This window comes from Bacteriovorax sp. As-1, from assembly GCF_058446905.1.
The window spans coordinates 1,024,700-1,047,908 of the sequence record NZ_CP184341.1; the positions used below are offsets into that span (position 1 = coordinate 1,024,700).

At 40.9% G+C, this 23,209-nt stretch carries 25 protein-coding genes; 12 read left to right on the top strand and 13 right to left on the bottom strand.

All coding sequences use genetic code 11. The features are described 5' to 3' along the window. Positions 1-2: 2 nt before the first annotated feature. The gene (locus ACN20O_RS05185; RefSeq protein WP_491637858.1) at positions 3-524 is read left to right on the top strand and encodes a 1,2-dihydroxy-3-keto-5-methylthiopentene dioxygenase; all 522 of its coding nucleotides are present in this window, start codon (positions 3-5) and stop codon (positions 522-524) included. Then, entirely contained in the window at positions 521-1,201 is a 681-nt protein-coding gene (mtnC, locus tag ACN20O_RS05190; RefSeq protein WP_491637860.1) for an acireductone synthase, read from the top strand. The genes ACN20O_RS05185 and mtnC overlap by 4 nt, the downstream gene beginning before the upstream one ends. On the opposite strand, the gene ACN20O_RS05195 is transcribed toward mtnC, so the two are convergent. After that, positions 1,198-2,184, bottom strand: a complete 987-nt coding sequence (locus ACN20O_RS05195) for a hypothetical protein (RefSeq protein WP_491637862.1) — start codon at positions 2,182-2,184, stop codon at positions 1,198-1,200. The two genes, mtnC and ACN20O_RS05195, sit on opposite strands and share 4 nt — an antisense overlap. Before the next feature lie 40 nt (positions 2,185-2,224). Here ACN20O_RS05195 and ACN20O_RS05200 point away from each other — a divergent pair, with 40 nt between their 5' ends. Beyond that, positions 2,225-2,617 (top strand): MaoC family dehydratase, encoded by a 393-nt coding sequence (locus ACN20O_RS05200; protein WP_491637864.1) that lies wholly within the window; start codon positions 2,225-2,227, stop codon positions 2,615-2,617. Here the strand turns inward: ACN20O_RS05200 and ACN20O_RS05205 are convergent, their stop codons facing one another. Then, positions 2,618-3,226: a YkgJ family cysteine cluster protein gene (locus tag ACN20O_RS05205; protein ID WP_491637866.1), complete on the bottom strand. Its 609-nt coding sequence runs from the start codon at positions 3,224-3,226 to the stop codon at positions 2,618-2,620. It abuts the gene before it with no gap. After that, the gene (locus tag ACN20O_RS05210) at positions 3,192-4,406 is read right to left on the bottom strand and encodes a GumC domain-containing protein (protein ID WP_491637868.1); all 1,215 of its coding nucleotides are present in this window, start codon (positions 4,404-4,406) and stop codon (positions 3,192-3,194) included. The genes ACN20O_RS05205 and ACN20O_RS05210 overlap by 35 nt, the downstream gene beginning before the upstream one ends. Positions 4,407-4,536: 130 nt before the next feature. Between ACN20O_RS05210 and ACN20O_RS05215 the strand changes: the two genes are divergently transcribed. Together ACN20O_RS05215 and ACN20O_RS05220 are read left to right on the top strand one after the other, a co-directional pair. Beyond that, the gene (locus tag ACN20O_RS05215; protein ID WP_491637870.1) at positions 4,537-5,061 is read left to right on the top strand and encodes an SLBB domain-containing protein; all 525 of its coding nucleotides are present in this window, start codon (positions 4,537-4,539) and stop codon (positions 5,059-5,061) included. Continuing rightward, positions 5,054-6,394 carry an O-antigen ligase family protein gene (locus tag ACN20O_RS05220; protein ID WP_491637872.1) on the top strand — a complete coding sequence of 447 codons (1,341 nt, stop codon included), beginning with the start codon at positions 5,054-5,056 and terminating at the stop codon, positions 6,392-6,394. The genes ACN20O_RS05215 and ACN20O_RS05220 overlap by 8 nt, the downstream gene beginning before the upstream one ends. Before the next feature lie 172 nt (positions 6,395-6,566). Here the strand turns inward: ACN20O_RS05220 and ACN20O_RS05225 are convergent, their stop codons facing one another. The 3 genes from ACN20O_RS05225 to ACN20O_RS05235 are packed head-to-tail and all read right to left on the bottom strand — an operon-like array spanning position 6,567 to position 9,481. Then, a complete protein-coding gene (locus ACN20O_RS05225) occupies positions 6,567-7,709 on the bottom strand; it encodes a 2-aminoethylphosphonate aminotransferase (protein WP_491637874.1) in 1,143 nt (380 codons plus the stop codon). A gap of 9 nt (positions 7,710-7,718) precedes the next feature. Then, on the bottom strand, positions 7,719-8,243 hold the full coding sequence (locus tag ACN20O_RS05230; RefSeq protein ID WP_491637876.1) for a response regulator transcription factor: 525 nt from the start codon (positions 8,241-8,243) through the stop codon (positions 7,719-7,721). Beyond that, positions 8,240-9,481, bottom strand: coding sequence for an ATP-binding protein (locus ACN20O_RS05235; protein WP_491637878.1), 1,242 nt, complete (start codon positions 9,479-9,481; stop codon positions 8,240-8,242). Before ACN20O_RS05235 ends, ACN20O_RS05230 begins: the two co-directional genes overlap by 4 nt. A 90-nt stretch (positions 9,482-9,571) precedes the next feature. Here ACN20O_RS05235 and ACN20O_RS05240 point away from each other — a divergent pair, with 90 nt between their 5' ends. The 5 genes from ACN20O_RS05240 to ACN20O_RS05260 all read left to right on the top strand — a co-directional run bounded on the left by ACN20O_RS05240 (position 9,572) and on the right by ACN20O_RS05260 (position 12,181). Then, complete coding sequence (locus ACN20O_RS05240) at positions 9,572-9,961, top strand: hypothetical protein (RefSeq protein ID WP_491637880.1); 390 nt, start codon at positions 9,572-9,574, stop codon at positions 9,959-9,961. Positions 9,962-9,964: 3 nt separating this feature from the next. Next, on the top strand, positions 9,965-10,495 hold the full coding sequence (locus tag ACN20O_RS05245; protein ID WP_491637882.1) for a redoxin domain-containing protein: 531 nt from the start codon (positions 9,965-9,967) through the stop codon (positions 10,493-10,495). Then, positions 10,477-10,902 (top strand): hypothetical protein, encoded by a 426-nt coding sequence (locus ACN20O_RS05250; protein WP_491637884.1) that lies wholly within the window; start codon positions 10,477-10,479, stop codon positions 10,900-10,902. The genes ACN20O_RS05245 and ACN20O_RS05250 overlap by 19 nt, the downstream gene beginning before the upstream one ends. Beyond that, positions 10,878-11,747 carry a hypothetical protein gene (locus tag ACN20O_RS05255; protein WP_491637886.1) on the top strand — a complete coding sequence of 290 codons (870 nt, stop codon included), beginning with the start codon at positions 10,878-10,880 and terminating at the stop codon, positions 11,745-11,747. Before ACN20O_RS05250 ends, ACN20O_RS05255 begins: the two co-directional genes overlap by 25 nt. Positions 11,748-11,827: 80 nt before the next feature. After that, positions 11,828-12,181, top strand: a complete 354-nt coding sequence (locus ACN20O_RS05260) for a COG3650 family protein (RefSeq protein ID WP_491637887.1) — start codon at positions 11,828-11,830, stop codon at positions 12,179-12,181. Positions 12,182-12,587: 406 nt separating this feature from the next. On the opposite strand, the gene aepY is transcribed toward ACN20O_RS05260, so the two are convergent. The 7 genes from aepY to ACN20O_RS05295 form a co-directional block, all read right to left on the bottom strand. Next, on the bottom strand, positions 12,588-13,745 hold the full coding sequence (gene aepY, locus ACN20O_RS05265) for a phosphonopyruvate decarboxylase (RefSeq protein WP_491637889.1): 1,158 nt from the start codon (positions 13,743-13,745) through the stop codon (positions 12,588-12,590). Between the two features lie 9 nt (positions 13,746-13,754). Continuing rightward, positions 13,755-15,377, bottom strand: a complete 1,623-nt coding sequence (gene aepX, locus ACN20O_RS05270; protein ID WP_491637891.1) for a phosphoenolpyruvate mutase — start codon at positions 15,375-15,377, stop codon at positions 13,755-13,757. Further along, positions 15,374-16,009 carry a LysE family translocator gene (locus tag ACN20O_RS05275; RefSeq protein ID WP_491637893.1) on the bottom strand — a complete coding sequence of 212 codons (636 nt, stop codon included), beginning with the start codon at positions 16,007-16,009 and terminating at the stop codon, positions 15,374-15,376. The genes aepX and ACN20O_RS05275 overlap by 4 nt, the downstream gene beginning before the upstream one ends. Further along, on the bottom strand, positions 16,006-16,869 hold the full coding sequence (locus ACN20O_RS05280) for a CDP-alcohol phosphatidyltransferase family protein (RefSeq protein WP_491637895.1): 864 nt from the start codon (positions 16,867-16,869) through the stop codon (positions 16,006-16,008). The genes ACN20O_RS05275 and ACN20O_RS05280 overlap by 4 nt, the downstream gene beginning before the upstream one ends. Further along, on the bottom strand, positions 16,869-17,618 hold the full coding sequence (locus ACN20O_RS05285; RefSeq protein WP_491637897.1) for a phosphocholine cytidylyltransferase family protein: 750 nt from the start codon (positions 17,616-17,618) through the stop codon (positions 16,869-16,871). The genes ACN20O_RS05280 and ACN20O_RS05285 overlap by 1 nt, the downstream gene beginning before the upstream one ends. Then, positions 17,606-18,553: a TauD/TfdA family dioxygenase gene (locus ACN20O_RS05290; protein ID WP_491637899.1), complete on the bottom strand. Its 948-nt coding sequence runs from the start codon at positions 18,551-18,553 to the stop codon at positions 17,606-17,608. Before ACN20O_RS05290 ends, ACN20O_RS05285 begins: the two co-directional genes overlap by 13 nt. Positions 18,554-18,697: 144 nt before the next feature. Continuing rightward, positions 18,698-20,527: an ATP-binding cassette domain-containing protein gene (locus tag ACN20O_RS05295; protein ID WP_491637901.1), complete on the bottom strand. Its 1,830-nt coding sequence runs from the start codon at positions 20,525-20,527 to the stop codon at positions 18,698-18,700. Between the two features lie 91 nt (positions 20,528-20,618). Between ACN20O_RS05295 and typA the strand changes: the two genes are divergently transcribed. Next, positions 20,619-22,451 carry a translational GTPase TypA gene (gene typA / locus ACN20O_RS05300; RefSeq protein ID WP_491637903.1) on the top strand — a complete coding sequence of 611 codons (1,833 nt, stop codon included), beginning with the start codon at positions 20,619-20,621 and terminating at the stop codon, positions 22,449-22,451. 131 nt (positions 22,452-22,582) lie between these two features. Then, positions 22,583-23,131 (top strand): chalcone isomerase family protein, encoded by a 549-nt coding sequence (locus ACN20O_RS05305; RefSeq protein ID WP_491637905.1) that lies wholly within the window; start codon positions 22,583-22,585, stop codon positions 23,129-23,131. Positions 23,132-23,209 lie beyond the last annotated feature (78 nt).

Here is a 23,209-nt window from a genome sequence, read left to right on the forward strand (position 1 = left end):
TCATGGCAAAGTTATTCCTGGCAAAAACCAACGAAACAATTACTGATTTTCCAAAGATCAAAGAATACTTAAACGCTCATCAGATTATGATCGAAAAATGGGAAGCTAATACCAAGCTTGCCGACGATGCTGATCAGGAAACCATCCTGGCCGCTTACGCTCATGAACTAAAGCCATTCATGGAAAAATACGGTTACTCGACAGCTGACGTTATCAATGTCACTCCGGCAACTCCAAACCTTCAGGCAATTAGAGAAAAATTCATGAAGGAACACCGTCACTCAGATGATGAGATCAGATTCTTCGTCGATGGAGAAGGTATCTTCTGGTTTCACTTAGACAACGATGAAGTCATCGCTGTGACTTGTAACGCTGGCGATTTTATGTCAGTGCCTAAGAACTTCCGTCACTGGTTTGATTTGCACCCAAAATACTTCGTTAAAGCGATCCGTATCTTCTCAAACATTGAGGGATGGGTTCCGCACTATACAAACTCAGGCGTCGATGCGAGCTATAATCCATGAAATTCATTCTAACTGACGTCGAAGGCACGACAACGGCCATTAGTTTTGTTCACGATGTACTCTTTCCTTTCTCTAAAGAAAGATTAAAAGAATACATTCAAAAGCACGCTTCAAAAAAAGAAGTGCAGGAAGCTTTAGACTTAACGAAAAAGACAGCATTAGAAGAAAACCAACAGACAATTAACGACGACCAAGCAGGAGATCTTCTCCTGAAATGGATCAAAGAAGACCGCAAACACCCTGCTCTTAAATCTCTTCAAGGAGAAATCTGGGAAGAGGGATACGCGAGTGGGGCCATTAGAGGTCACGTCTATTCAGATGTCCTACCGGCCCTTAAAAAATGGAAAGAAAGTGGTCTTGGGCTTGGTGTATACTCATCTGGTTCAGTGAAGGCCCAGCACCTTATTTTTGGTTTCTCATCAGAAGGAAACCTTCGTCCTTTCTTCAGTCACCACTTCGATACGGCCGTTGGCCACAAACGCGAAGTGAACTCGTATAAAAACATTATTGCTGAACTAAAAATCCCAGCAGAAGAGATTCTCTTTCTTTCTGATATCAAAGAAGAATTGGATGCTGCGAGAGAAGCAGGCATGAAGACTACACAACTAGTAAGACAAGATGATGTGGTTTTAGGGGATCACCCTAGAGTGCACGACTTCAGCGAAATTAATCTCTAAAAGCGCCACCAGAAATCAAGGTTGACTAAGTATCCTTCTTTTCCAATTTTAAAGCTGGAGAAGTCATTAGCAGATACACCAATCATAGTGTGGAATTCTCTTTCGATAATGTAATAACCAATGACTCCACCGACATTCTTTTTGTTAACGTCGATCTTTGGGCCAAAAAGAATACGGTTCCAGTTATCGAATAAATAACCGTAAGAAAGTGTGAACTCTAAGTTTAAACTCTTAGGATACTCTTCCGAGTTATACAGGTACTCATCCTGAGGCTTTTGAGTAAAAGCACGCAGTTTAAAATAGGAATTGAAATTAGAGTTCGACACTGTATCAAGATAGAATGTCAGCTGGTATGAGCCTCTCGTCTTTTCGTGATAATACTGAAAGCCGTTTTCTACCGCCAATTCATAATCATCGTTTCTAAAAAGAGTATTTTTAAACGACACGTTTAAAATCTTAAACATCGTCGACACTAAGTTAGTGTTGACCTGCCATCCTGACGTGATTCCGTACCCTAAAATAGAAGGTCCTAATAAGAATTCTTTTTTGATAAGGTTTGAAGCTGTAAACCCTTGGGCAATCCCGGCATAAGCAAGCGGGCGGTATTTAGCAGCGGCCGTTCTGTTTTCGCGAAAAACAAGATCGAAGCGCGCTGGCATATCTTCATTTTTAGCTTTGGTTAGATCGATTTTTCTCAAATAGTTTTCTGGGCGAATGATCCCGCTTTTATTGTGAGTGATAATCGTGGCCGTAAATTGATCTGGCCCGATATTCATGACTTCTGCGCGGGCATAACCTAAAATGTTTTTGCTTTCATGAGAATACACCAAAAGCAAATCCCCTGGCTCAATCAGGACATCGCTGGCCAGTCTATGAACTTTAACCACGTCATCACTTAAAATCTCAGTGATAACAAATTCTTTTTCATAGGAAAAAGCACAAAAACTAACTAGAAAAAAAGACAATGCCAAAATCAATTTCATTAACTAAAATACCCTTATCAAAACCTTAAAGGAGTCCGCCGTGAAGACTGGAGATATTCATATCGAAAAACTTACCATAACCTCAGCTCATATTCAAAAATTTGCTGATTTTTCTGGCGACTTTAATCCTGTTCATTTTGATGACGAAGCAGCAAAGGCCCAAGGCTTTAAAGGAAGAATTGCTCACGGTATGGTAGCCGCTTCACACTTCTCTAAAATTTTTGCCAATGAATTCCCCGGTGCTGGAACTATCTACTTAAACCAAACATTCAAATTCCATGCTCCAGTTTATGTCGATGACATCTTAACTTACAGACTTGAAGTTATTGCTCAAAAAGAAGGAAAATCAATCTTCACTGTAAAAACTGAAGTCTTTGGTGCTGATGAAACTCTTCGCATTTCAGGTGAAGCAGTCATTAGGGCCGCACGCTAGTTACTCAACATACGAAGCGTATAGCAGGACTTTTTCCAGGATAATTTTGAGAGAGTCTTTGATGGTGTGTTCTTCTTCGAGGAAGCGTGGGTCGAGTGTTGTCAGGCGGTGTTTGGCGCTATCAATGTATGGGAGATCTGCTTGTGTATGTGGATAATTGCTATCCACAAGCGACTGGAAGGCGGTAGCCTTCTCTTCCTTCAGTGTTTTACAAACAGAGTATTCGATATTGTTTTTTTTCCCATGTCTTGCTGATACCCCAAAGGTGCGGCAAACGAGCGGACGGAAAGCATACTCCGTGCATTTGCCCTGGAATTTTTCCGCGTTATCCACATGAAGAAAAGGGCATCGCTCTTCTTTACTCTCCAGGCATTTATCATAAACGGCCTGCGCTTCTCCTCTTCTTAAGAGTTCAAGCGCCAGTGGAAGAAGCTCTATGGGTGAGCAATAAATGTCGGGCTTAAAACAGCATTTGCCACAACCACTGACACAATCGAGCCGGTTGTTATGCTGGAAGGCGTGGAATTTCTCGGAAATGTCACCGTACTCACGTAGAATAGACTGCGAGAGTTCTTCAAAGTTTTTGAGGTTTAAAGAGTTCGTAGACATAAATGCTAAACATCCCAATGACCTGTGAAAGCATCAAAGAAATAAGAACCATTATTATTAGCGAAGGACTCGAACGTACCTTAGAAAGTCTTTCTCTCTCCAGGATATCTACTTTGTTCTTCACATATGTCTTTTGTAAACCAATTCTTGCCAGACTGTCATTAAGAGACGCGAACATTTTGTATTCAAACTCGTGGTTAGCGTTCATTTTCTGGATTTCGTACTGCATTGGAACCAGACCCGTTTTCTGATTTTCATAGGTTTTCAGGTATGTCTGGTAAGTTTGCAACTGAATTTGCAAGTCTTTATTTTCATCTTCCAGCATTTTGATTTGCGAAGACTCATTGAACTTGCTGATAACGCCCAGGTCGCGCGGTCCGTTCTTTTTGATTTTTTCCGTTAGCGCTTCAATCTTACTAATGTTATTTGAGATCGTGATTTTTGTATCATTGATATTCTTTTTAAGTTCACTGATATACTTCGAGCTATCCCCTTTTTCTAAATCCACAGAAAGAATTTGATTCTTCTGTAGCTTGCGAACAGTTGAGTTCTCAATCATATCCAATTTTGAACGAGCACTCTTAATCTCTTCATTAAAATAATTTTCAGCACGATTTAAATCTTCAAGCTCGCGGTCAATAAGATTTTTCTGCGCTTCTTCAAGTGCTGCATTGACAATAATGACTGAGAGTTCGCGATTATAAGTTTTTGCATTAATCGTTAACACTCCCCCTTTGCCGCTATTAAAAGAAAGAATTCCTGAGAGAGCATTTCCTACATCGTGAGGAAATTCCGGATCAGTTTCCTTTTCTTCAAATTTTTTAAAAAAATTTTTTAGAGGAAGAGAGTTTTGTTCATTTTTAATTTGGATCAATCTATTAGCAAGTGCCACATAAAATTCGTGAGTATCAAGAACTGTTTCTGCACGATCAACAACATCATCCCCTTTGGCATCAGGAGACACTTCATTTCCTCCGGCCACAGAGCTAAGCACCAACTGTAGTTGACTGTTTCGAACGTCTTTAATAATGAGCTTTCCCGTTCCAGGATACATTGGAAAATACTTGTGCTTCACCAGTGCAGCGAGAGTAAATAACAGAGCAAGCATCAGGAGATACTTCCATCTTCTGGTAAAAATCTGCAAGACTTGATGTAGAGTAATCTCTTCGTTTGAGTTCATAATTATCCTGAATTAAATATCTTATCGTCGAATATTCTAATCTCTAAAGGCTATAATTTTTTTTATTTAAAAATAATTCTGTTATTATAAAGAAAATATTCTTATTTTAGTTCTTAAGAGGGAAATTATAATGAGACACCTGATTATCTGTCTTTTTACGTACAGTATTTTAGTTAACCAAACTTTTGCCGCAACGTCTGAATCGGGCAAAGCTTCAAAATACAACCTCAGCTCTCCTTCTGAATTTGTCTTCGAATCCTATCCTAATCAGGAATTGATTCCTATTCGTCTTCTTGGTGCCGTAAAGAATGCAGGCCTCTATCACGTGCCGGCCAATATGAAACTCACAACCCTACTTTCTCTTGCGGGTGGAACAAACAATGAAGCCGACTTGGAAAACATCGTCATCGGAAATGATCAGCAAAATGTCATTGCTCCTAATGGTGAAGAAAAGAAAAGCTTAAATGTTAATCTTGAAGAAGTGTTAAAGGCCGGTGCAAAAAATGATTACACTCTAAATTCAAATGACATTGTCTTAATTAAAAACAAAAGCCCACTTATCAGCAATGACTCATTTCGAATTATTTCGATTGTTTCAGTTGTACTGACTGCTCTTTTAACTGCCGTTGTTATTAAAGATAAATTAAATGATTGAGCCTAAGTTTTCCGTTCCAAAGATCATCGACTTTTGTTGTATCACGCTCATTGTCCTGATCTTTGTTTCAAAACTTTCTTTTAAATGGATGCAGATCGTTCCTTACTCGATCCCTCCTTTTATTTTTCAGTACGGTCTTCACCCTTTTATTAACTTCGGACTTCAGGTCGTCATTGCTCTCATCCTGATTTATTACTGGTTAAAAAACCGTAGTAACTTTCCTCTGTCTAAATTTTATAAAGTTTTTATCTGGACCTTGATTGCCATTTTAACCATTCAGACACTTTTTCAAATCACCCTGGTAAACGTCACTCAATCAGTACTCGTTCAGCTCGGTGGTCTCGGTATGGCCATTATGCTTATCCTGATTTACGGCGTGATTGTCCCCGCCGTTTTTCCTTTAAGAAAATTCTGCGATTGGATGAATAAGGCCAGCACCTTTTTAGTTATTACTAGTGTGCTTTTTCTACCGATCCTTTTTCCTTTCATGTTTCGTGGCGGACGCTTCGTTGGATTTTTTAAGCACATCCCACACATGGTAACTGCAAGCACAGCTTCTTTTATTTTCTTTTTTCCTAAGATCTTCCAGGACAAACCTTGGACGCTTAAAAACAACACGCTTTTAAAAATCTTGGGACTCTTCATTATCACTCTCGCCGTTCTTGCCACTTCAACCAAAGCGGCCTTCGGAACTATTGTGATCACTGGTTTTGTAGGGATTCTTATCTACGGATCGAAAAAAAGATCAGTGCGCTTATTTAAGTTCACTTTCCTTTCATGCCTTTTGATTTCTATTCTTCTAGTGGGTGCCCCGACTTCGCAATTTATGTATGAAGTGACAACCGGAAAAACTGGTTTTGGACTAAGACCTGCTCAAGATGGGGTCTCAACCAGAATGGACGAAGTGTTTCGTGGTTGGACAATGTTTGAACAAAGCCCTTACTTCGGCCACGGTCTCCTTTATAAGTTTTTTAGCGGCGCTAAAGAAGGGATCGAAGTCGAAAGTTACAACTCTTTTAAGGACCCGCACAACCTCTTCGTGTCGGCCGGAGTTATCGGTGGCTATCCACTGCTCATTCTCTCGATTATTGCCTACCTCTTAATGATCGTCGGGGTATTAAAGGGCCTTAAAGAAGTTGATATCGACCGCCAGACCATGGCCCTCTTTCTCCTTTCCCACCTTCCGGTTTTTATCATTTACCACGCCAACTTCTCGCTAGGCGGCATGGGCGATAGAATCTACTGGATGGTTTTCGGCTACTTAGGCCAGGAATGGGGGTCAATTATTAAGAAACCAATAAAAATTTCAGATGGTGTTGGCAATCCTCAATAAAAAATATAAAAACTCGCGATTCATTATTAATTAGTCTCGGGAGTTTTTATGATCTGGAACAAAATTAGTAAGCTCGACATTATCATTCTATGTCTTATCGTTATGGTTATTGCTGTTGGTGTAAGCCCACAACTATAATCCTAAAAATGTCTTCTCTCTCGCCGCTCTCGATTTAGATGATCTTTTTTAGCCTTAAGTATTCTTCGAACACTTTTAGAAATGCCTCGATATCGGCAGGATAAATCGCGCCAATATTCGAGAGTCTGAAAGTGTTGATGCTTCCTACTTTACCTGGATAGATAGTAAAGCCACGCTCAAAAAGGTAGTCGTGCATTTCATTGAATGCGTAATTCGGGCTCTTCGGGTCCAGGATGGCAGTCAGAAGTTTAGCGTGGTGTTTTTCTTCAACTAAGAATTCAAATCCTAATTCCTTCAGACGTTTTTTCATCACTTCGTACATTGAAGCGTAACGGGCAAAACGATTTTCCGCTCCTTCCTGGAAGTATTCAGTAACCGCTTGTCTTAAAGCGTACAGAGTCTGCACAGGTGGAGTAAAAAGGAATTGTTTGTTCTTATTTAGGTATTCGTAGTTTGCCATTAAGTTGAAATAGAAATTTCTTTTGATCGACGATGTCTTTTTGAGGTTCTCAAGTCTAGCGATAACAAAACTAATTCCCGCCATACCTTGGATACATTTATTAGAAGATGAAACAAGGTAATCTACTTCATCTCTTTCTACATCGATATCCATTCCCGCAAATGAGCTCATCGCATCGACAATATTTTCTAATTTATACTTGTGAGCAAGGCTACAAATCTCTTTTAGTGGATTTAAAATCCCTACAGTTGTTTCATGGTGAATGAAAGCAACATGAGATAAATCTTTTTGGTGAGCTTGAATCATTTTTTCTAATTCAGCTAAATCAACCGGTTTTCCAGCTGGGATATTGTAATCAACATGAGCGATTCCGTAAGCATCACAGATCGCCTGCATACGCTCACCGTAAGCTCCATTGTTAACGATCAGAACTTTTTTATCCATTGGAATAACTGATGTTAAACAAGCTTCAACACCACCTGTTCCAGAAGAAGTTAAAAGAACACATGTGTGGTTTTTTTCACCGCGGGCCACTTTAATTAAATCGTCTCTTACTGAAAGAGTCAGCTCGCCGAACTCCAATTCTCTTGGACAAATATCTGGAACAACCATTGCGTTTTTAACTGTGTCAGTTGTTGTTGCCGGGCCTGGATTTAATAAAATATTGCGCTTAACAGTTTTCATGTTTGCCTTGGGTGAAAGTAAAATGTGAGGCATATTAACCTTTTATTCGCCTCTGTGGAAGGGGTATTTCTTGAGCATACGCTGGAGGCTTTGACGGTGAAGACCAAGGATTTTTGCCGCCTTGGAAATGTTTCCGTCACACTTAACTAGCACATATTCGATATATTCGCGTTCTTTTTCGGCAAGTGTCATTTCCGATTCAGAAAGAGTCACTTCATCGCTTTGTGCGTTTTGCAGAGTGTGCAGAAGGACATCAAAAGAAACTGGTTTAGAAAGGTAGTTAATCGCGCCTAAACGCATGGCCTCGACCGCGGTGGAAATCGTTCCAAATCCTGTCAGCATAACCATTTTTATTGCAGGATTTAGCTCTCTTAATTCCACCAGAATGTTGAGTCCGTTTTCACCTTTTAACCTAAGATCGACGATGGCATGGGTTGAATCAAGAATCAATTCTTGTGGAATATCGCTGAAGCGATGAAATCCCATGACATCAATGTTTCTGTCTTGAAACTCCAAAACTAACGAGCTTACAAAATTTTCGTCGTCATCAATCAAAAGTATTTTCATGCTTGGACCTCTTCAGGAATAACCGGCAGTGACAAAAGTGCATGAACATTTTTATTTTTATTAAAAATTTTAAATGTCCCATTCATCACTAAAGCAGAATTAAATGCGTTGAAGAGACCAAGACCTGCTCCATGCTCTTTTGTGCTATTAAACGGCTCTCCGATTTTTGATAAAACATCATGTGAGATCATGGCATGATGATTGATGACTTCAAAATGGATGAAGTGATTGTCTTGATAAATCTCTAAACACACTTCGTCTTTTGAAGCATCAAAAGCGTTGTCAAAAAGATCTAAGAGCGTTTGTGTGAGAAGCTGAGGATGACATACAACAGACTGCACTCGTTCATCAATCAGGAGCTTCATCTCAGGATGAGAATTGGCAATCAAGTTTTGGCAAAAGCCTTTTAGCTCAATTCTCTCTCTTAATCCCATGGTTTTTTCAGCACGCATTTCAGAAAGGTCGCGCAAGGCCACTTCACATTGGCCTAGGGCCATTAAAGCAGAATTCAAATCATCCTGCGAGTAGGCCTGGTGGCGGTTCATGCGATCAAGGCGAAGCTTAATAGTGTTTAATGGTGTGGCCATCTGGTGACAAAATCCAGAAGTCATCGCTCCGACAACTTTTAAGTGATCCATTCGTTGTTTATAATTGTGAAGCGTTTCCAACCGTTTCTGAAAATGCCTGATAAAGCTCATTAAGAGATTGAGAGTAAAGCAAGTTAACCCCATCGTGAAAAGATGAGAATAAAAGTGATGATAGTTGTGATGATCCGCCCCGGGTGAAAGATAAAAACTTCCAACGACAGCGACAATGGCCAGCGAATAGATAAAGTTCCAGATAAAGGGCAAAACGATAATGCCGACAATTAATGGGAGGTAGAAAATCTCAATTAATGGATTGGCCTTTGACATCACTAGCTTTAAGAAGATGAAGAGCTGAAACAGGTCAAAGAAGAGCTGAAAGGCAAGAAAGCTTGAGCTGACCTTTTCCTTCCCCTTAAGGGTAATCGTCACCACAGTATTGAAAATGACCATCAGGACGATACTCAGGACGATATAAGCATAGTTCATCCATAGGAGCTTTCCCATAAAACCATAGGCCACTGCAGTAATAAACTCCACCAGGAGAATTACCCAGCGCAGAGAAATAATGAGAGAGGCCCTCAATAAATTCTCATTAAGCTGGCTTCCCAGAGGAAAGAGCCATTTTCTCAATTGGTTCGGTAAGGTTTGCATCCGTTTTATCGTCCAGACTGCACCAATATGTTGCAGTTACAAGGGTCCATTTTCTAGTTATAACCGGATTATCTTTTACCGGAGACAACTATGAAAATTGCTACACTTCTTTTAGCTTGTGCCTTTTTTAATATCAAAGCCTATGCCTGCGAACAAGGTGAAATTTCTTTTTCACAAAATAATATTTGTGCAAGAGTGGAATGGCAAAACACACCTGTTTTTAACCAATATACAAGTGCAACTGTTACCTTGAAAAATAACAGCAACTACGCTCTCAACGTCATCCCTTGGATGGTTATGGCCGCAGGGCATGAGCACGGCTCTCGTCCAGTGACGATTACAACAATTTCTCCTAATGACTACCTGATTGAAAAAATTTATTTCATGGGTGGGATGAAAGGAGATTGGTTTCTTCGCCTTCAACTTCTTAATGAGAAAAAACAAGTTGTAGAAGAAAATAGGATGAAGGTTGAACTTTAGTTTATGAAAGTTTTATCTCTTTTTATATTCACTTTTCTTTCAGTAGGGTCCTGGGGGGCAAATCTGCCAAATCTCACGTCTTATCCTTCAGGAAAAGAAAAGAATTTAAACACTGATAAAAAAACTAAAGTGCTGATCTTTTTAAGTAAAACTTGTCCCTGCACTCAACAAAACATTCCCTACATCAACGAGATGGCCAAAGCTTTCCCGGAGATCGAGTTTATTGGCGTTCACTCTGTGAGAAAAGCGAACGCCAAAGATATTGAAGAAATCAGAGAGAACTACAAAGCTGAATTTCCAATCATCGATGACAGCGATCTTAAGATGGCCGATTTCCTTAAAGCAAACCGCACCCCTCAAACTTTTATCCTGGATAAAAACAATGAGGTGCTCTACAGCGGTGGAGTCACGGAGCGCACTAATCCCTATAGCGCTAAAAAACTTTATTTAAAAAATGCTCTCACTGAACTTGCCAATAACCAGGCCATCACTGAGAAAGAAACCAGGTCACTCGGATGCATTATTTTAAGATAATCCTCTTCGCTACATTCTTTACACTGACCTCTTGTGGGAAATCTCCCCTCTTTAACAAGCTGGAAAAAACCAAAGAAATCGCTGGTAGCATCCTGCTTGAAGAGCAACTCCCCGGTGCTCAAAATTCATTCTCTCTCAAATGGAATGTACCTCCTTCATTGAGCGAGCTTGGTGTTTTTGAAATCGCACTCAGTTCTCCCTTAAAAACAACTCAAGCCTTAAATGCCTACATCTGGATGCCAGATATGGGGCATGGATCTTCTCCCATCGTTATCACGTCACTTTCTTCTGTGAGCTACGAGTTTTCTGAATTGGCCTTTATCATGCCAGGACTTTGGGTTTTACATATTGAAATTCTAGAAAACAATCAGGTGATCTCATCATGGCAAAAATCTATAGTGCTTTAATCCTGACTCTTCTTTCCAGCAGTGCCTACTCAGCTTCATGCTGTGGTGGCGGGCAATCTGCTGCTTCTTTGATGATTGCTGATCATTTGCAGGAATGGACTTTTTCTACACTTCTTAGACGAGATATCGGACAAACAAATAATGATGGCAAAGCTTTGATGGATGATGATGGTAATAAAGATCAAACTATCACCAGCTCTATTGAATACAAAAGGCTATTCACTGATCGTTTTCAAGGTAACACCAGTCTTTCTTTCATTCAAAAAGAGGCAAAACGCCTGGGAAAAAATGAAACGGATGCAGGTCTTGGTGATTTAGGAGTTGGCGTTTTTTATGAAGCTCTGACAAATTACAGCTATAGCTCATGGACTCCTCGCCTTTTTACCGGAATGAAATTCACCGTTCCTTTTGGAGAAAACAATTTCAACTCACAAAAAACTCTTCGCACCGATATTCGCGGAACAGGTTTTTATAAAATTGACCTTCCTGTTGTCATGGTTCGTGGAGATTTTAAAGCAAGCCTCACACCTCAGTATCTTCCCAAGCAAAAACATCTCAATTCAACTTATGCTTTCAGTACGGCCGGAACATATACCTATTCCATCAGCAGTGAAGTTGACCTTTCATCGACTCTACAATGGAACTACCTGGCCAAAAAACAGTACCAAAACCAGACCCTGGTCGCATCTCAGTTCTGGGAAATCTCACTGTCCCCGGCCTGGAATTTCCAGAAAAATGCCAGCCTCAATCTGAATTACAGCGACAGCACTTTGCTAGGAAAAAGCAGGAATTCAGCCCTTTACCGCTCTCTGTCCCTGGGAATGACATGGTCTGAACTTCTTTAAACAGATCAATTTTACAGGCCTTATAGAGACGAATCCCTATTTTTGGTATGAATGCCTCAACCAATACCTTAGGAGTCTTTATGAAAAAAACAATCGCTTTAATGACTATGCTTTTATCCCTGTCTGCTATGGCCGCTGATTATTCATGCAGCGGAACTGAGCCATTCTGGGATCTAAAGATTGAAGGAAACACTGTGACTTTCAATGAATTTATGGCCGATGAAACAACAACTAAAGAAGAAATCATCTCTCGTGTAGATGCTCAAGGTCTAGCTCCAGACTTCGCCTTCGTAGTTGAAACTAAAAATGCAAAAGCGACAATCGTTACTGGTGAATGTAATGATGGAATGAGCGATAACATTTACGAAAAACACATCATGTACACAACTGGTAATACAGTTCTTTACGGATGCTGCAACGAAATCACAAAGTAATTTTCCTGCAATAAAAAAGGCCCTCAAACGAGGGCCTTCTTCTTAGTTTTAGTTAATCTTTAAGTTCTTAGTGGACTCTACCTCTGGATAATCTGCTAAACGCTTTTGCTTGCAACAAGCACCAGGGCATTGAGCGCAAACCTAAAAACCTGCTTTACTCATGACGAGGTCGGGGTCCTAGATCTCGAGAAGCTATACCGTAGTCTAGACATTCTCATTTTACCTCCTTGGATCAGTGATACACGTTCAAGAAAGGTTCCAGGCCGTCCTAGTCCTAGAGAAACGAAACTTTTGGCGTTTTCTCATATTGCCTCCTTTGTTTCTTCTTTCTACATAATCATCTTCGCCCTTTTTCGGCTTTTTCTACATGATCTGCATCAGGTTAAAACAATATTTTGGTCAGGCGCTATTTAGACTGCACAAACTCCGCAAATCTCACAGAAACTTCTGCAGGAGTCACTTTAGGTCTTCCTAATTTTTCAGGAGAACCTTTTTGAGTTTTCATATGAACGAATGTTACAGCATCGTTCTTTTTTACCTCTTCAAGTATCTCAGAGAATTTCTCTAAACGGTCAGTTGAGTAGATTTTATCGTAACCAAATCCAGCTGCGATTGTTCCGAATGAAACTCCACCAGTCACAGTTCCCTGTCCACCAGTTGAATCGTGAGCTTCGTTATCAATTAAGATGTGAACTAAGTTCTTTGGCTTATAAGCTCCCGCAGTGGCCATTGATCCAGTTCTCATTAAAAGCGCTCCATCACCGTCAAGAACGATAACTTTAAGCTTAGGCTTAACAATGGCAAGGCCCAGCCCAAACGCCAGTGCACACCCCATAGAACCCACCATATAAAGCTGGTTCTTTTGATCCCCTACTTCGTAGAACTCTCTTCCTGTTTTACCAGTTGTCGCAATCACTGCGGCGGAAAGCGCCACTGATTTTTGAAGCACTTCAAGAACCGGAGTTCTCGTCGTACGTGCTTTATAATCAAGTTCAAAATGATCAGTGTGAGTGATGCTGAAATCTTTTTTGGAAGCCGCTGGCTTCTTTTGAAGTTTGTATTCAGCGATGTCATCTTTTCTCATGACAAACACGAATGGTTGATTGTGTTTTTTCATGTATTCGTCAGCTGCTTTTAGCGCAGGAGCTACTTCTTCTTCCGTCTGCGGGAAGAAGGCCCACTTAAGTCTCATCGTCTCAAGCATTGCCGTTGTGATTTGCCCCATCAGTTCGTGTTGAGGTTCATCAGCAGGGCCGCCCGGCTCTCCACGAAGAGTCGTGATGATCATAACTGGAATGTTAAACGTATAAGTTAGTGACGTAATCGGGTTAACTGCATTTCCTAAACCTGAGTTCTGGAACATAACAACCGCGCGCTTCCCACCAACTGTTGCTCCTGCCGCGATAGCGATTGCATCACCTTCGTTGACACTGTCGACGAAATCAAATCCGTCTGTGTCGATAACGTAGTTAATGAATGGCTTTAAGTATGAGCATGGTGTCCCCGTAAAGAAGTTAAAACCAAGTTCGCGTGCCGGAATTAAAAATTTATCAGCTGTAATCATAAATTATCCTTAGAATTTTTGTCCTTTTGAAACGTCAGCGTAGCTATCAACATCCATCCAGTGTCCATCAATGTACATAACATTGATTTTAACTTTCTTAGATAGAAGGTGGTTCATTAAATCTGGAAGTTTCAGTTTATTGAAGTCTGGAGTTGTTGAAAGCTCTGTAAGGGCCTTTGATAAAACTTCAGATCCAACTTTATTTGTCTTCACAAGACCAATCCACTCACCGCTTGCGTCTTTGTTTTCGCTTGCAGTTCCAAACTTGATTCCTTGAAGTTCAGCAGGAGCTTCATTGTAGTTAGTGCTGTGGTTTCTAGAGCAAAGAACAAAGTCACCTTTGTAATCAGCGGAACGGTTGTTAATTGTGGCATCAACGACAATCGTAATATCTCCTTTTTCTTCTAATAAACGAGAAAGGATGTATTTTCTGTAAAGGATGTCACCGTAAGAGATGATTGTGTTATCTGCAATTTGCTTGCTTGCTAAAAACAATGAAGCAAGCTCTGAAGTCGATTCAAAATTTTCATTGTTGATGTACTTGATGTTTGGGAATTTGAAAGCTTCTTTTTTATACCCTGTAACAATCGCGATATCTTTAATGTCATGAGCGTAGAAGTTGTTGATTGATTGCTCAATTAACGGCTTTCCATTGATATCGATCAGAACCTTTGGACGGTCTTCTGTTAATTCTTTTAGTTCAGCACCACGTGATGCCGCCAGAAGAACAACTCTTGGAGCGTCAGCGTCTGCTACTGTTAAGTATCTCTTCTCAGCTGCTTCAAGTTCTTTATCGTTTTGCAGACGGAAAAGTTCTGCAACTGATACGATTTTATCTTCAACGTTCATTAAAGATTGCTCTTCAAAGATTGTCTTAGTTACTTGTTGCATCGCTGTTACGGCCATTCTCATTTGATGGTTGGCCCAGATAACAGTTGAAACACCTGCTTCTCTGAAGACGTTTGTCGGAGTTGCGTAGTATTTAGTTGGAACGATAACAACCGGACATTCTTTTGATCTCTCACCCCATTCTTTCATGAAAGCTAGGATTTCGTCTGGCTTTGAAATTTTTGAGTGCATTAGAATGGCGTTAGCTCCCGCTTTTCTGTAAGCGTCCGCTCTCTTAACTGCTTCTTGTAATCCCCATCCAGCGATCAGAGCCTCTACGCGAGCGATGATGTTGAAATCATCGTCAAGTTTAGTGTCTTGACCAGCTTTGATTTTCCCACAGAACTCTTCGATATCGGCAAGAGGTTGCGCCTCTGTCCTTAAAAATGAGTTTGTTTTTGGGAAGATTTTATCTTCGATACAAACCCCGGCAACTCCACGTTGCTCAAGTTTCATAACAAGTCTTCTCATGTTGTTGAAGTTCCCGTATCCAGTATCACCATCAAGCAGGATAGGAATCTTCGTAGCATCGCTCATGTATTCAACAACGTCCAGAACCTGAGTCCATGAAGCTTCGTTGTTATCTCTTACACCAAGAGAAGCTGAAATCGAAAGTCCCGATCCCCAGATCCCCTTAAATCCCGCTTCCTGAGCGATGATTGCAGAGATACCGTTGTGGGCTTCCATTAAAAACTCCAGTTCGTTTGACTGAAGCATCTGTCTAAGCTGCGTTGATTTTTTCATAGGTACACTTCCTTATAAACTTTAAATGCCATAAATAAACTAAACATCACAATCAATACACCTGAGGTGCGGCTGAAGTGATGGAAAAACTTCTGCGGGATGCGGTTTTGGTAGCGCTGAACCATCTTCAATAAAAGAAAGAACCAGCTCGCCGAACCGACAGCAATTCCTAGCGACAGGAAAAAATAATTAAAATAGCTAAACTCAAATGCATGCCATGATTTAATAATGGCCGCTAAGCCTGACATGGTCGCAATCAATGTCGGGTTAGATGTATAAATTAAAACTCCCAGTAAAAAGAAACTCGAAGCTCTCGGAATCTTTTTCTTTGCATCTTCATCTTCTTCAAAACTCTGGCTCGGGCTAAGGATTTCTTTTAATCCAAAAGCAAAAAGAAAAATCACGCCGGCCACTTTAAAGAACATCGTCATCTTTGGAGTAAAAGAAAACAATGAAAGCCCTGTCAGGATGATCATAAAGTAAGTGAAATCCATCACTGATCCACCCAAGGCAATCGAAAAAGCGGAACGAAAGTTATGTTTCAGCAGAGTATTCACGACCCAAACATTGATTGGGCCAACGGGAATACACATTAAAAATCCAATAGCGAGACCTAGGATAAGTGCAATCATGCTTGAGCACTCTCTAGGCGGTGATAAATTTTTTGTTGATAAATCAACATGATCACCAGCCAGGTATTACCAAAAATAATGGCATAACCAAAAAGCCATTCAGGTCTGTCGAATAAAAGAGCGAAAATAAGAAAAGCGATATGCCATGCCGGCCCGATAAGACCCCATAACTGAATAGCACGGTAATTCTTCTCAATATAATTTTTGCATTCAAACTTTAAAGAACGCCCTTCATTACCTGCTTGAAGTGTGCTGAAACCTAAATAGGTCGTCAGCATAAAAAGGCGAATTTTTGACTCTTTTGGATTGGCCTTCGCGGCTGCAAGCTTCTGGCGAAGTTCTTCAACTTCTCTTTGAACAAAACCGCCATCTCCGCGGTCATATGAGAGGTATTCCATCAGATAGTGATCGTAGATAATCGAGTGCAGCGCCTTACTTAATCCGGCTGCAATCACCAGATAAACCGTCGGGATAGAGCCCATCATCGGCATCGCCTTCGTCACACCAAAACCAAGTCCGATATAACAAGCGATGTTTGAGGTGTAATCCACCAGGCCATCAATAAAACGGCCAAACTCAGATCCATTCTTTTTCATTCTCGCCTGCATTCCATCACAACAATCCAGAACGGCAAAAAGGAAGAAAAAGAAAGCTCCCCACTGAAGCTCGGCCTTGTAAAAAAACCAGGCAGCGGTAAAACCAGAAACAAAAGAAGCGAAGGAATAATTATTTGGCGTTAGCGGCAGAGGATAAAAAAGTTTAACGATGACAAAAGCAATCGGTCTGAAAAAATAAACATCCAGGAATTCTTCTGCATGAACGTTTTTTAATGAACTTCTATATTCTGCAAGCCAAGTCACTACACTTCTCCAAAAAGTTTTTTCGCGCGCTCATAATCTTCACGGTTATCGATCTCAACCCACTTATCACTTACTGACTGGTGAACTGACATGTCGTGCGTATGCAGGAATTCGTTCATCACGTGTTCCCAGTTTTTAGAAACGTTTTTTTCATCAGCAAGGAACTTCTTGCACTCGTTGAACATATCGTCTCTGTACTCTTTAGAGAATTTCAAGATACCGATCGCTTCACCAGCAAAAGTGTACTTCTCACGCTCTTCTGCACTTACAGCACGCTTATCGATCGTCATACGGACAAAGCCGTCTTTGTCGATCATTGTTTTTGCACATTCGATATCATCGATTGAACTCTCACCAACCAGGATCTGGTTAGGGTTTGTATCTTCAACGAAAGCTCTTAGGATTTGAGTTTCATAAATCAGGTCGGCATCAAAAAGAAGGAAGTCTGTTTCTACTTTTTCCAGACCAAAGAAAAGTGAATACGTGTTCCCTTTTACTTTGTAATCATCGTTAACTGCGAAAGATAAGTTGAAGTTGCTTTTAAATTTTTGCAGGTATTCTTCAAGCACTTCACGTTTGTATCCAGTCACCACGACAACGTCTTTAACTCCAACAGCAGCAAGGCTATCGAAATGCCAGTCCATTAGTGCTTTTTCTTTAATTGTTAAAAGCGATTTTGGGTTTGTTGTAACATCAGCAATGCGCGAGCCGTATCCAGCGGCCAAAATCAGAGCGGTTAAACTAGACACAGGCTACCTCTCTTTTTTGCCCATAGACGGTCCATCGTGCGTTTCAATGGTCTATTGTGATCTTTTTTATAATCAAAGATTGTCACTGCATCCAGTGAGTCCGAGAAACAAGTTCTTCCATGAAGGACTTGTGAATCGTAAGTCAAAAGGATTTCTCCCGCTTTAAAAGTGTGGCGGTATTGATTGTCTGAGTGCTCGATGACCGAGTCCAAAGTATCAATCGCATACATTTGCTCTTCAGTTAATGGATTGTTCGTTTTTCTGTGAGCTGATTCCATGTATGGACGAAGATGGCGGAACATTGGTTCGCCTTTTTTATTGTAAGTCAGGATCGGAGCTTCGTAAGTAGCATCGGCCACTCCACGTTGTTCCCAGATAAAATTCTTTTCCAGGATCGATAAAACATCCGGGTGTTTTTCTTTAAGGATTTTGTGAACTGTCAGGGCGTTCACCAGAATGTTTTCTCCACCCGCCATTGCCGGTGCAATACAAGAAAGAATCAGGTATTCCCAGTGGTATGGAACGTTCACGTTATCTGTATGGATTGTTCCACCTTCGCGAGTCTGGTGGTAACGAGCTCCCTTCACCATCGTGTTGTGACGGTCGCGATCGAAAACACAAATAACTTTATCACCAGCTTCGTTTTGCACTAATGGCTCACCAAGTACATTTCCTAAAAGCCAGCTGATCGTTCTTTGTTCCTGAATTGTGTATTTATTGTGAAGGTCAACAAATGGTCTAACGATAACGATGCGCTTTCCGTTTTCCAGTTCGTTTCTGATCTCTTCAACTTCTCTTAAAAAAGTTGGGCAATCGTCACTCTCTAACGTTTTAGCGTCTTCAATGCGATCGTACTGATGAAGGTTTTTAATAAAATCGTAAATTTCATTTTGTGCTTCTGTTGAAAAAGCATAGGTAAAATTGTCATTTAACATCGGGTTTTCCCTCGAAAAAGTAATCCTAAAAAGTGCGGTAAAAATAGCACTCTCAGGAGGGGAAAACAACCTAATAAGGCTCATGAGAAAAACTCTCGATGCGCTCTGTGTAATGTAAGTTTAGGGGGCCTTACGCTACGCGCGTTACGACAAGGCCTCTAACTCTTTATCGTATTTGGCCTGGATAAATTCCAGACTCTCATTGGAATTGGTGAGTTTTTCAAAGAGCTCATCAATCATGTGGTTAAGCTTTCCAACTGCGTGGGCGTAGTCAGTCAACTTGGCCGTATCATTGGAGATTGTGGCCTTTTCCAGCTCGCCGTTGATGCGTTTTAGCAGGTCTTCATTCTTAGTGATTTCACTTTCCAGGCGTTCAATCTCTTCTTTGATCGGCTTCGTTTGTTTAGCTCGCTCAATCGTTAGCTCGGCCCTTTTTTGTTTAATCTCTTTTTCAGAAAGCTTTTTCGTTTCGACTTTTGGTTTTGTCTCTTCACTTTCCCATCCGATTTTTTCTAAGAAATCATCGTATGTTCCGTTAAAAAACTCTGCGTTCCCATTGTGAAAAATAACCAGTTTAGTCGCCAGGTTTTTAAGCATGATCTCACTGTGGGTAACGATCACAACTGCACCAGGAAAGTTTCCGATCTCTTCGGTTAAAGACTCAATCGATTCCATATCCAAGTGGTTGGTAGGCTCATCCAGAAGCAGAAGATTTGCCGGTTTTGCCAGGATTTTCCCCAGTAAAACGCGGGCCCTTTCCCCTCCGGAAAGAACTTTAATTTTCTTTTTTGCCAGATCCCCTTCAAACATCATCGTCCCACAAATATTGCGGACACTTGAAATTGAAAGATCGTTATTTTCCTGCTGAATTTCTTCGGCAATCGTATTTTCCATGTTCAGACGATTGATGTTTGTTTGACCAAAATGACCAATCTGCGCTGACGGGTGAAAACTCACTTTTCCAGTGACCGGAGTTAAGGAGCCACCGATGACATTTAACAATGTCGACTTTCCTTTCCCGTTTTTCCCGATGATCCCGATTCTGTCTTCGCGGTTAATCGGAAAACTCAAGTTATGGAATAGATTTTCTTCTTTTCCTTCGTAGTGAAAACTTAAATGTTTCACCTCGGCGATTTGCTTCCCCGGGCATTCCACAAAACGGAACTTAAAGCCCAGCGAATCAACATCCGCAAGCTTGTCCATCGAGCTCATTTTCTCTAGAGCTTTCACTCTGGATTGAGCCTGAGCGGCCTTAGAAGCTTTTGCTTTAAATCTTTCGATAAAAGCTTCCATTTCTTTGCGCTTTTTATCTAAATTTTCGCGCGTCTTTTCGTACATTTCTTCGTCTTGAAGAATCTGTTCATAAAATTTCGCGGTGTCGCCTTTGATTTTCTTTAATTGCTGGCGGTGAAGCCCCATCGTGTGGGTCACAACATCATCCATGAACTCGCGGTCGTGAGTAATGAGCATGATTTCCCCAGGGAAATTCTTTAAAAAACTCTTGAGCCATCTCATACTGACGATATCGAGGTAGTTGGTAGGCTCATCCAGAAGCAATAGATCTGGAGACTGCAACAGAACCTTCGTCAGGTTGATCCTGATTTGATAACCGCCTGAAAAACTTTTGGGATCGCGGGCGAGGTCAGTTTCAGTGAATCCCAGACCAAAAAGAATTTTCTCGGCTTCGTGTTCTTTAAAGTCCTCCGGGTTTAAAACCTGTATGCATTCTTCTAAAACAGTCGGTTTAGTAAAGTGAATATGTTGTTCAAGGGCACCTAGTCTATAGCCTTTTGGGATAGAGATTTCTCCCCCGTCAGCAGATAACTCTCCGAGAATTAGTTTAAAAAGCGTCGACTTACCCGAGCCATTTCTTCCAACCAGACCGACTCTTTCTCTTGGTCCTAATTGAAAACTGACATTACTGAATAACTCTTGTGCACCGAAATGTTTGGATAAATTTTTGGCCTGTATCATTGTGTTCTCGCTATAGGGGCCATCTTATGCTAAAGTCTCCCAAAATTCATTATAAATTTTGACCATGCCATAAACCAAGGATTAGCCTTCTATGTCTAAGAATTACTCAAAACTAAAAAACATTGCCGTCGTAGCTCACGTTGACCACGGTAAAACAACAATGGTTGATTGTCTTTTGAAGCAATCAAATACGTTTGATGAGCGCGAACAAGTTGCTGAACGTGTAATGGACTCAGGCGATATCGAAAAGGAACGCGGGATCACAATTACAGCAAAAAACTGTGCTTTCATCTGGAAAGACACAAAAATCAACCTTCTGGATACTCCGGGCCACGCCGACTTCGGTGGAGAAGTTGAAAGATCACTTATGATGGTTGATGGGGTTCTACTTCTGGTAGATGCTTCAGAAGGGCCACTTCCTCAAACTCGCTTCGTTCTTCAAAAAGCGATGGAGAGAGGAATTAAGATTTCTGTTGTTATCAACAAAATCGACAGACCAGATGAAAGAATTGAAGAAGTTAAAAATGATATTGAAAACCTTTTCCTGGAAATGGCAGATCAATTAAATATCACTGATTTCGATCTAGATGTACCTATCCTTTACGCTTCTGCGAGATCTGGATGGGCAACTCACGATCCAAAAGTCGTTAGAACTGACGTTCACCCTATCCTAGACTTCATGGTTTCTGATTTCTATCCAGAACCACAAGTTGCTCAAGGTGAAGACCTTCAGCTTCTAGTAACGAACCTTGGATACTCAAACTACCTGGGACCTTTAGTTATCGGAAGAATTCAAAGAGGAGTTATCAAGAAAAACGGTAACTACACTCTTTGTGATATCGAAGGAAAAAACAAGTCATACAAAATCACAGCGATTCAAGAGTTCTCAGCTCTAAGAAACATCGATGTTGATGAAGCTCGCGCAGGTGAAATCGTTACAATCGCAGGTATCACTAACGCGAAAATTGGTGACACTGTTGTTTCGACAACTAAGATCGAGCCACTTCCACGTATTACTGTTGAACCACCAACTGTAGGGGTTCAGGTATCAGTATCAACTTCTCCTCTATCAGGACAAGAAGGTGAATACCTAACGTCAAGAAAGCTAGAAGAGTTCCTGGAAGACTCTGTTAGAACAAACGTTGCTCTTCAATATGAACCAACTGACGACCCGAAAGTTTACATCCTGAAAGGGAGAGGTGAACTTCAGCTAGCAATCGTATTCGAAGAACTTCGTCGTAAGGGATTCGAGTTCATGGTTGGTCGTCCTCAAGTTCTTTTCCAAACTGCTGAAGATGGAACTAAATTAGAGCCATTTGAAAAAGTCGTTCTAGATATTCCTTCAGATGCAACTGGTCCAATCACTGAAAAACTATCTATCAGAAAAGGGATCATGGAAAACATGATGCCACTTGGAGAAGATAGAACAAGAGTTGAGTTCATCATTCCTTCAAGAGGATTAATTGGTTACCGTGGTGTGTTCTTAACAGACACAAGAGGTGCTGGTTTAATGTCTTCTGAATTCCTGGGATACCGTCCATTCGTCGGAGAAATGCTGGCTCGTCAAAACGGTGCGATCATCTCTGACCGTCTTGGAAAAATGACTCCGTATGCACTATTTAACCTTCTAAGTGTTGGTAGACAATTCGTAGTTCCAGGGGAACCAACATACGAAGGACAAGTTATCGGTGAACACACTCGTCCAAACGATACAAACGTAAATGCTGTTCGTGAAAAGCACTTATCTTCAGTTCGTACTGCTGGTAAAGACGAAAACATCACTCTTCCACCTATCGCTCCAAGAACTCTTGAATGGGCACTAGACTGGATCGACAACGATGAATGGGTAGAAGTCACTCCAACTTCAATCCGCATCAGAAAGAAAGAACTTGCTCAAAACAAGCGCTCTGTTGTTAGAGGATAGTTTCTTTTTTTAACAAAAGATCACAAAGGCCTGCGTAAATCGCAGGCCTTTTTTTTGCCTTTTTCCAAACTTTACAATGCCCTTGTGAGTGAAGCAGAATTGTTTAAGAAACTCTAACAAGGAAAGTTGAAATGAGAAGTTTAGTTCTAGGACTAGTAACCCTGTTTTCTGTAAGCGCTCACGCCGTGACTGTTGACTCAATTGCCTTTGACGACAAAGTCACTGTTGCAGGAAAAGAATTAGTGCTTAACGGAGTGGGAATCAGAAAAGCGACATTCTTAAAAATCAAAGTTTATTACGGGGCCCTTTACCTGACAGCAAAAACTTCAAACTCTGGGGCATTCCTGGGGACAAATGAGCCGAAACAAATCACTATGCAATTTGTCCGTGACGTAGATGCAAAAGATCTTAAAAAAACTTATAAAGAAGCTTTTGAAGGCGCTAATAAAGAAACATACAAAAACATGCTCCCTACCTTTGAAGCTTTCAACAACAACTTCACCGACATTAAAAAAGGCGAAAGAATGGTCTTTACCTTCCTTCCTGACGGTGTAGTGCTAACACTTGCTGGGAAAAGCTTCCCAAAGGCCGGCGATGCTGCTTTCTCTCATGCCATCCTGAATATGTGGTTTATTAACCCTCTAGACGAAGGTCTAACTAAGGGTTTACTTGGCCAGTAGTTTTGGAATACATAATATTATCGCGCCCTTACCCCAAGGGCGCCCCAAAACTGCGCCATTTTTGATAGAAAACACCTA

Excerpts from the sequence above, each read along its gene's own strand:
- typA (WP_491637903.1), top strand. The coding sequence starts at position 20,619 with ATGTCTAAGAATTACTCAAAACTAAAAAACATTGCCGTCGTAGCTCAC.
- mtnC (WP_491637860.1), top strand. The coding sequence starts at position 521 with ATGAAATTCATTCTAACTGACGTCGAAGGCACGACAACGGCCATTAGT.
- ACN20O_RS05255 (WP_491637886.1), top strand. The coding sequence starts at position 10,878 with ATGGCAAAAATCTATAGTGCTTTAATCCTGACTCTTCTTTCCAGCAGT.
- ACN20O_RS05260 (WP_491637887.1), top strand. The coding sequence starts at position 11,828 with ATGAAAAAAACAATCGCTTTAATGACTATGCTTTTATCCCTGTCTGCT.
- aepX (WP_491637891.1), bottom strand. The coding sequence starts at position 15,377 with ATGAAAAAATCAACGCAGCTTAGACAGATGCTTCAGTCAAACGAACTG.
- ACN20O_RS05275 (WP_491637893.1), bottom strand. The coding sequence starts at position 16,009 with ATGATTGCACTTATCCTAGGTCTCGCTATTGGATTTTTAATGTGTATT.
- ACN20O_RS05225 (WP_491637874.1), bottom strand. The coding sequence starts at position 7,709 with ATGCCTCACATTTTACTTTCACCCAAGGCAAACATGAAAACTGTTAAG.
- ACN20O_RS05235 (WP_491637878.1), bottom strand. The coding sequence starts at position 9,481 with ATGCAAACCTTACCGAACCAATTGAGAAAATGGCTCTTTCCTCTGGGA.
- ACN20O_RS05240 (WP_491637880.1), top strand. The coding sequence starts at position 9,572 with ATGAAAATTGCTACACTTCTTTTAGCTTGTGCCTTTTTTAATATCAAA.
- ACN20O_RS05215 (WP_491637870.1), top strand. The coding sequence starts at position 4,537 with ATGAGACACCTGATTATCTGTCTTTTTACGTACAGTATTTTAGTTAAC.
- ACN20O_RS05250 (WP_491637884.1), top strand. The coding sequence starts at position 10,477 with ATGCATTATTTTAAGATAATCCTCTTCGCTACATTCTTTACACTGACC.
- ACN20O_RS05195 (WP_491637862.1), bottom strand. The coding sequence starts at position 2,184 with ATGAAATTGATTTTGGCATTGTCTTTTTTTCTAGTTAGTTTTTGTGCT.
- ACN20O_RS05230 (WP_491637876.1), bottom strand. The coding sequence starts at position 8,243 with ATGAAAATACTTTTGATTGATGACGACGAAAATTTTGTAAGCTCGTTA.
- ACN20O_RS05245 (WP_491637882.1), top strand. The coding sequence starts at position 9,965 with ATGAAAGTTTTATCTCTTTTTATATTCACTTTTCTTTCAGTAGGGTCC.
- ACN20O_RS05205 (WP_491637866.1), bottom strand. The coding sequence starts at position 3,226 with ATGTCTACGAACTCTTTAAACCTCAAAAACTTTGAAGAACTCTCGCAG.
- ACN20O_RS05295 (WP_491637901.1), bottom strand. The coding sequence starts at position 20,527 with ATGATACAGGCCAAAAATTTATCCAAACATTTCGGTGCACAAGAGTTA.
- ACN20O_RS05185 (WP_491637858.1), top strand. The coding sequence starts at position 3 with ATGGCAAAGTTATTCCTGGCAAAAACCAACGAAACAATTACTGATTTT.
- ACN20O_RS05220 (WP_491637872.1), top strand. The coding sequence starts at position 5,054 with ATGATTGAGCCTAAGTTTTCCGTTCCAAAGATCATCGACTTTTGTTGT.
- ACN20O_RS05210 (WP_491637868.1), bottom strand. The coding sequence starts at position 4,406 with ATGAACTCAAACGAAGAGATTACTCTACATCAAGTCTTGCAGATTTTT.
- ACN20O_RS05290 (WP_491637899.1), bottom strand. The coding sequence starts at position 18,553 with ATGTTAAATGACAATTTTACCTATGCTTTTTCAACAGAAGCACAAAAT.
- aepY (WP_491637889.1), bottom strand. The coding sequence starts at position 13,745 with ATGATTACAGCTGATAAATTTTTAATTCCGGCACGCGAACTTGGTTTT.
- ACN20O_RS05305 (WP_491637905.1), top strand. The coding sequence starts at position 22,583 with ATGAGAAGTTTAGTTCTAGGACTAGTAACCCTGTTTTCTGTAAGCGCT.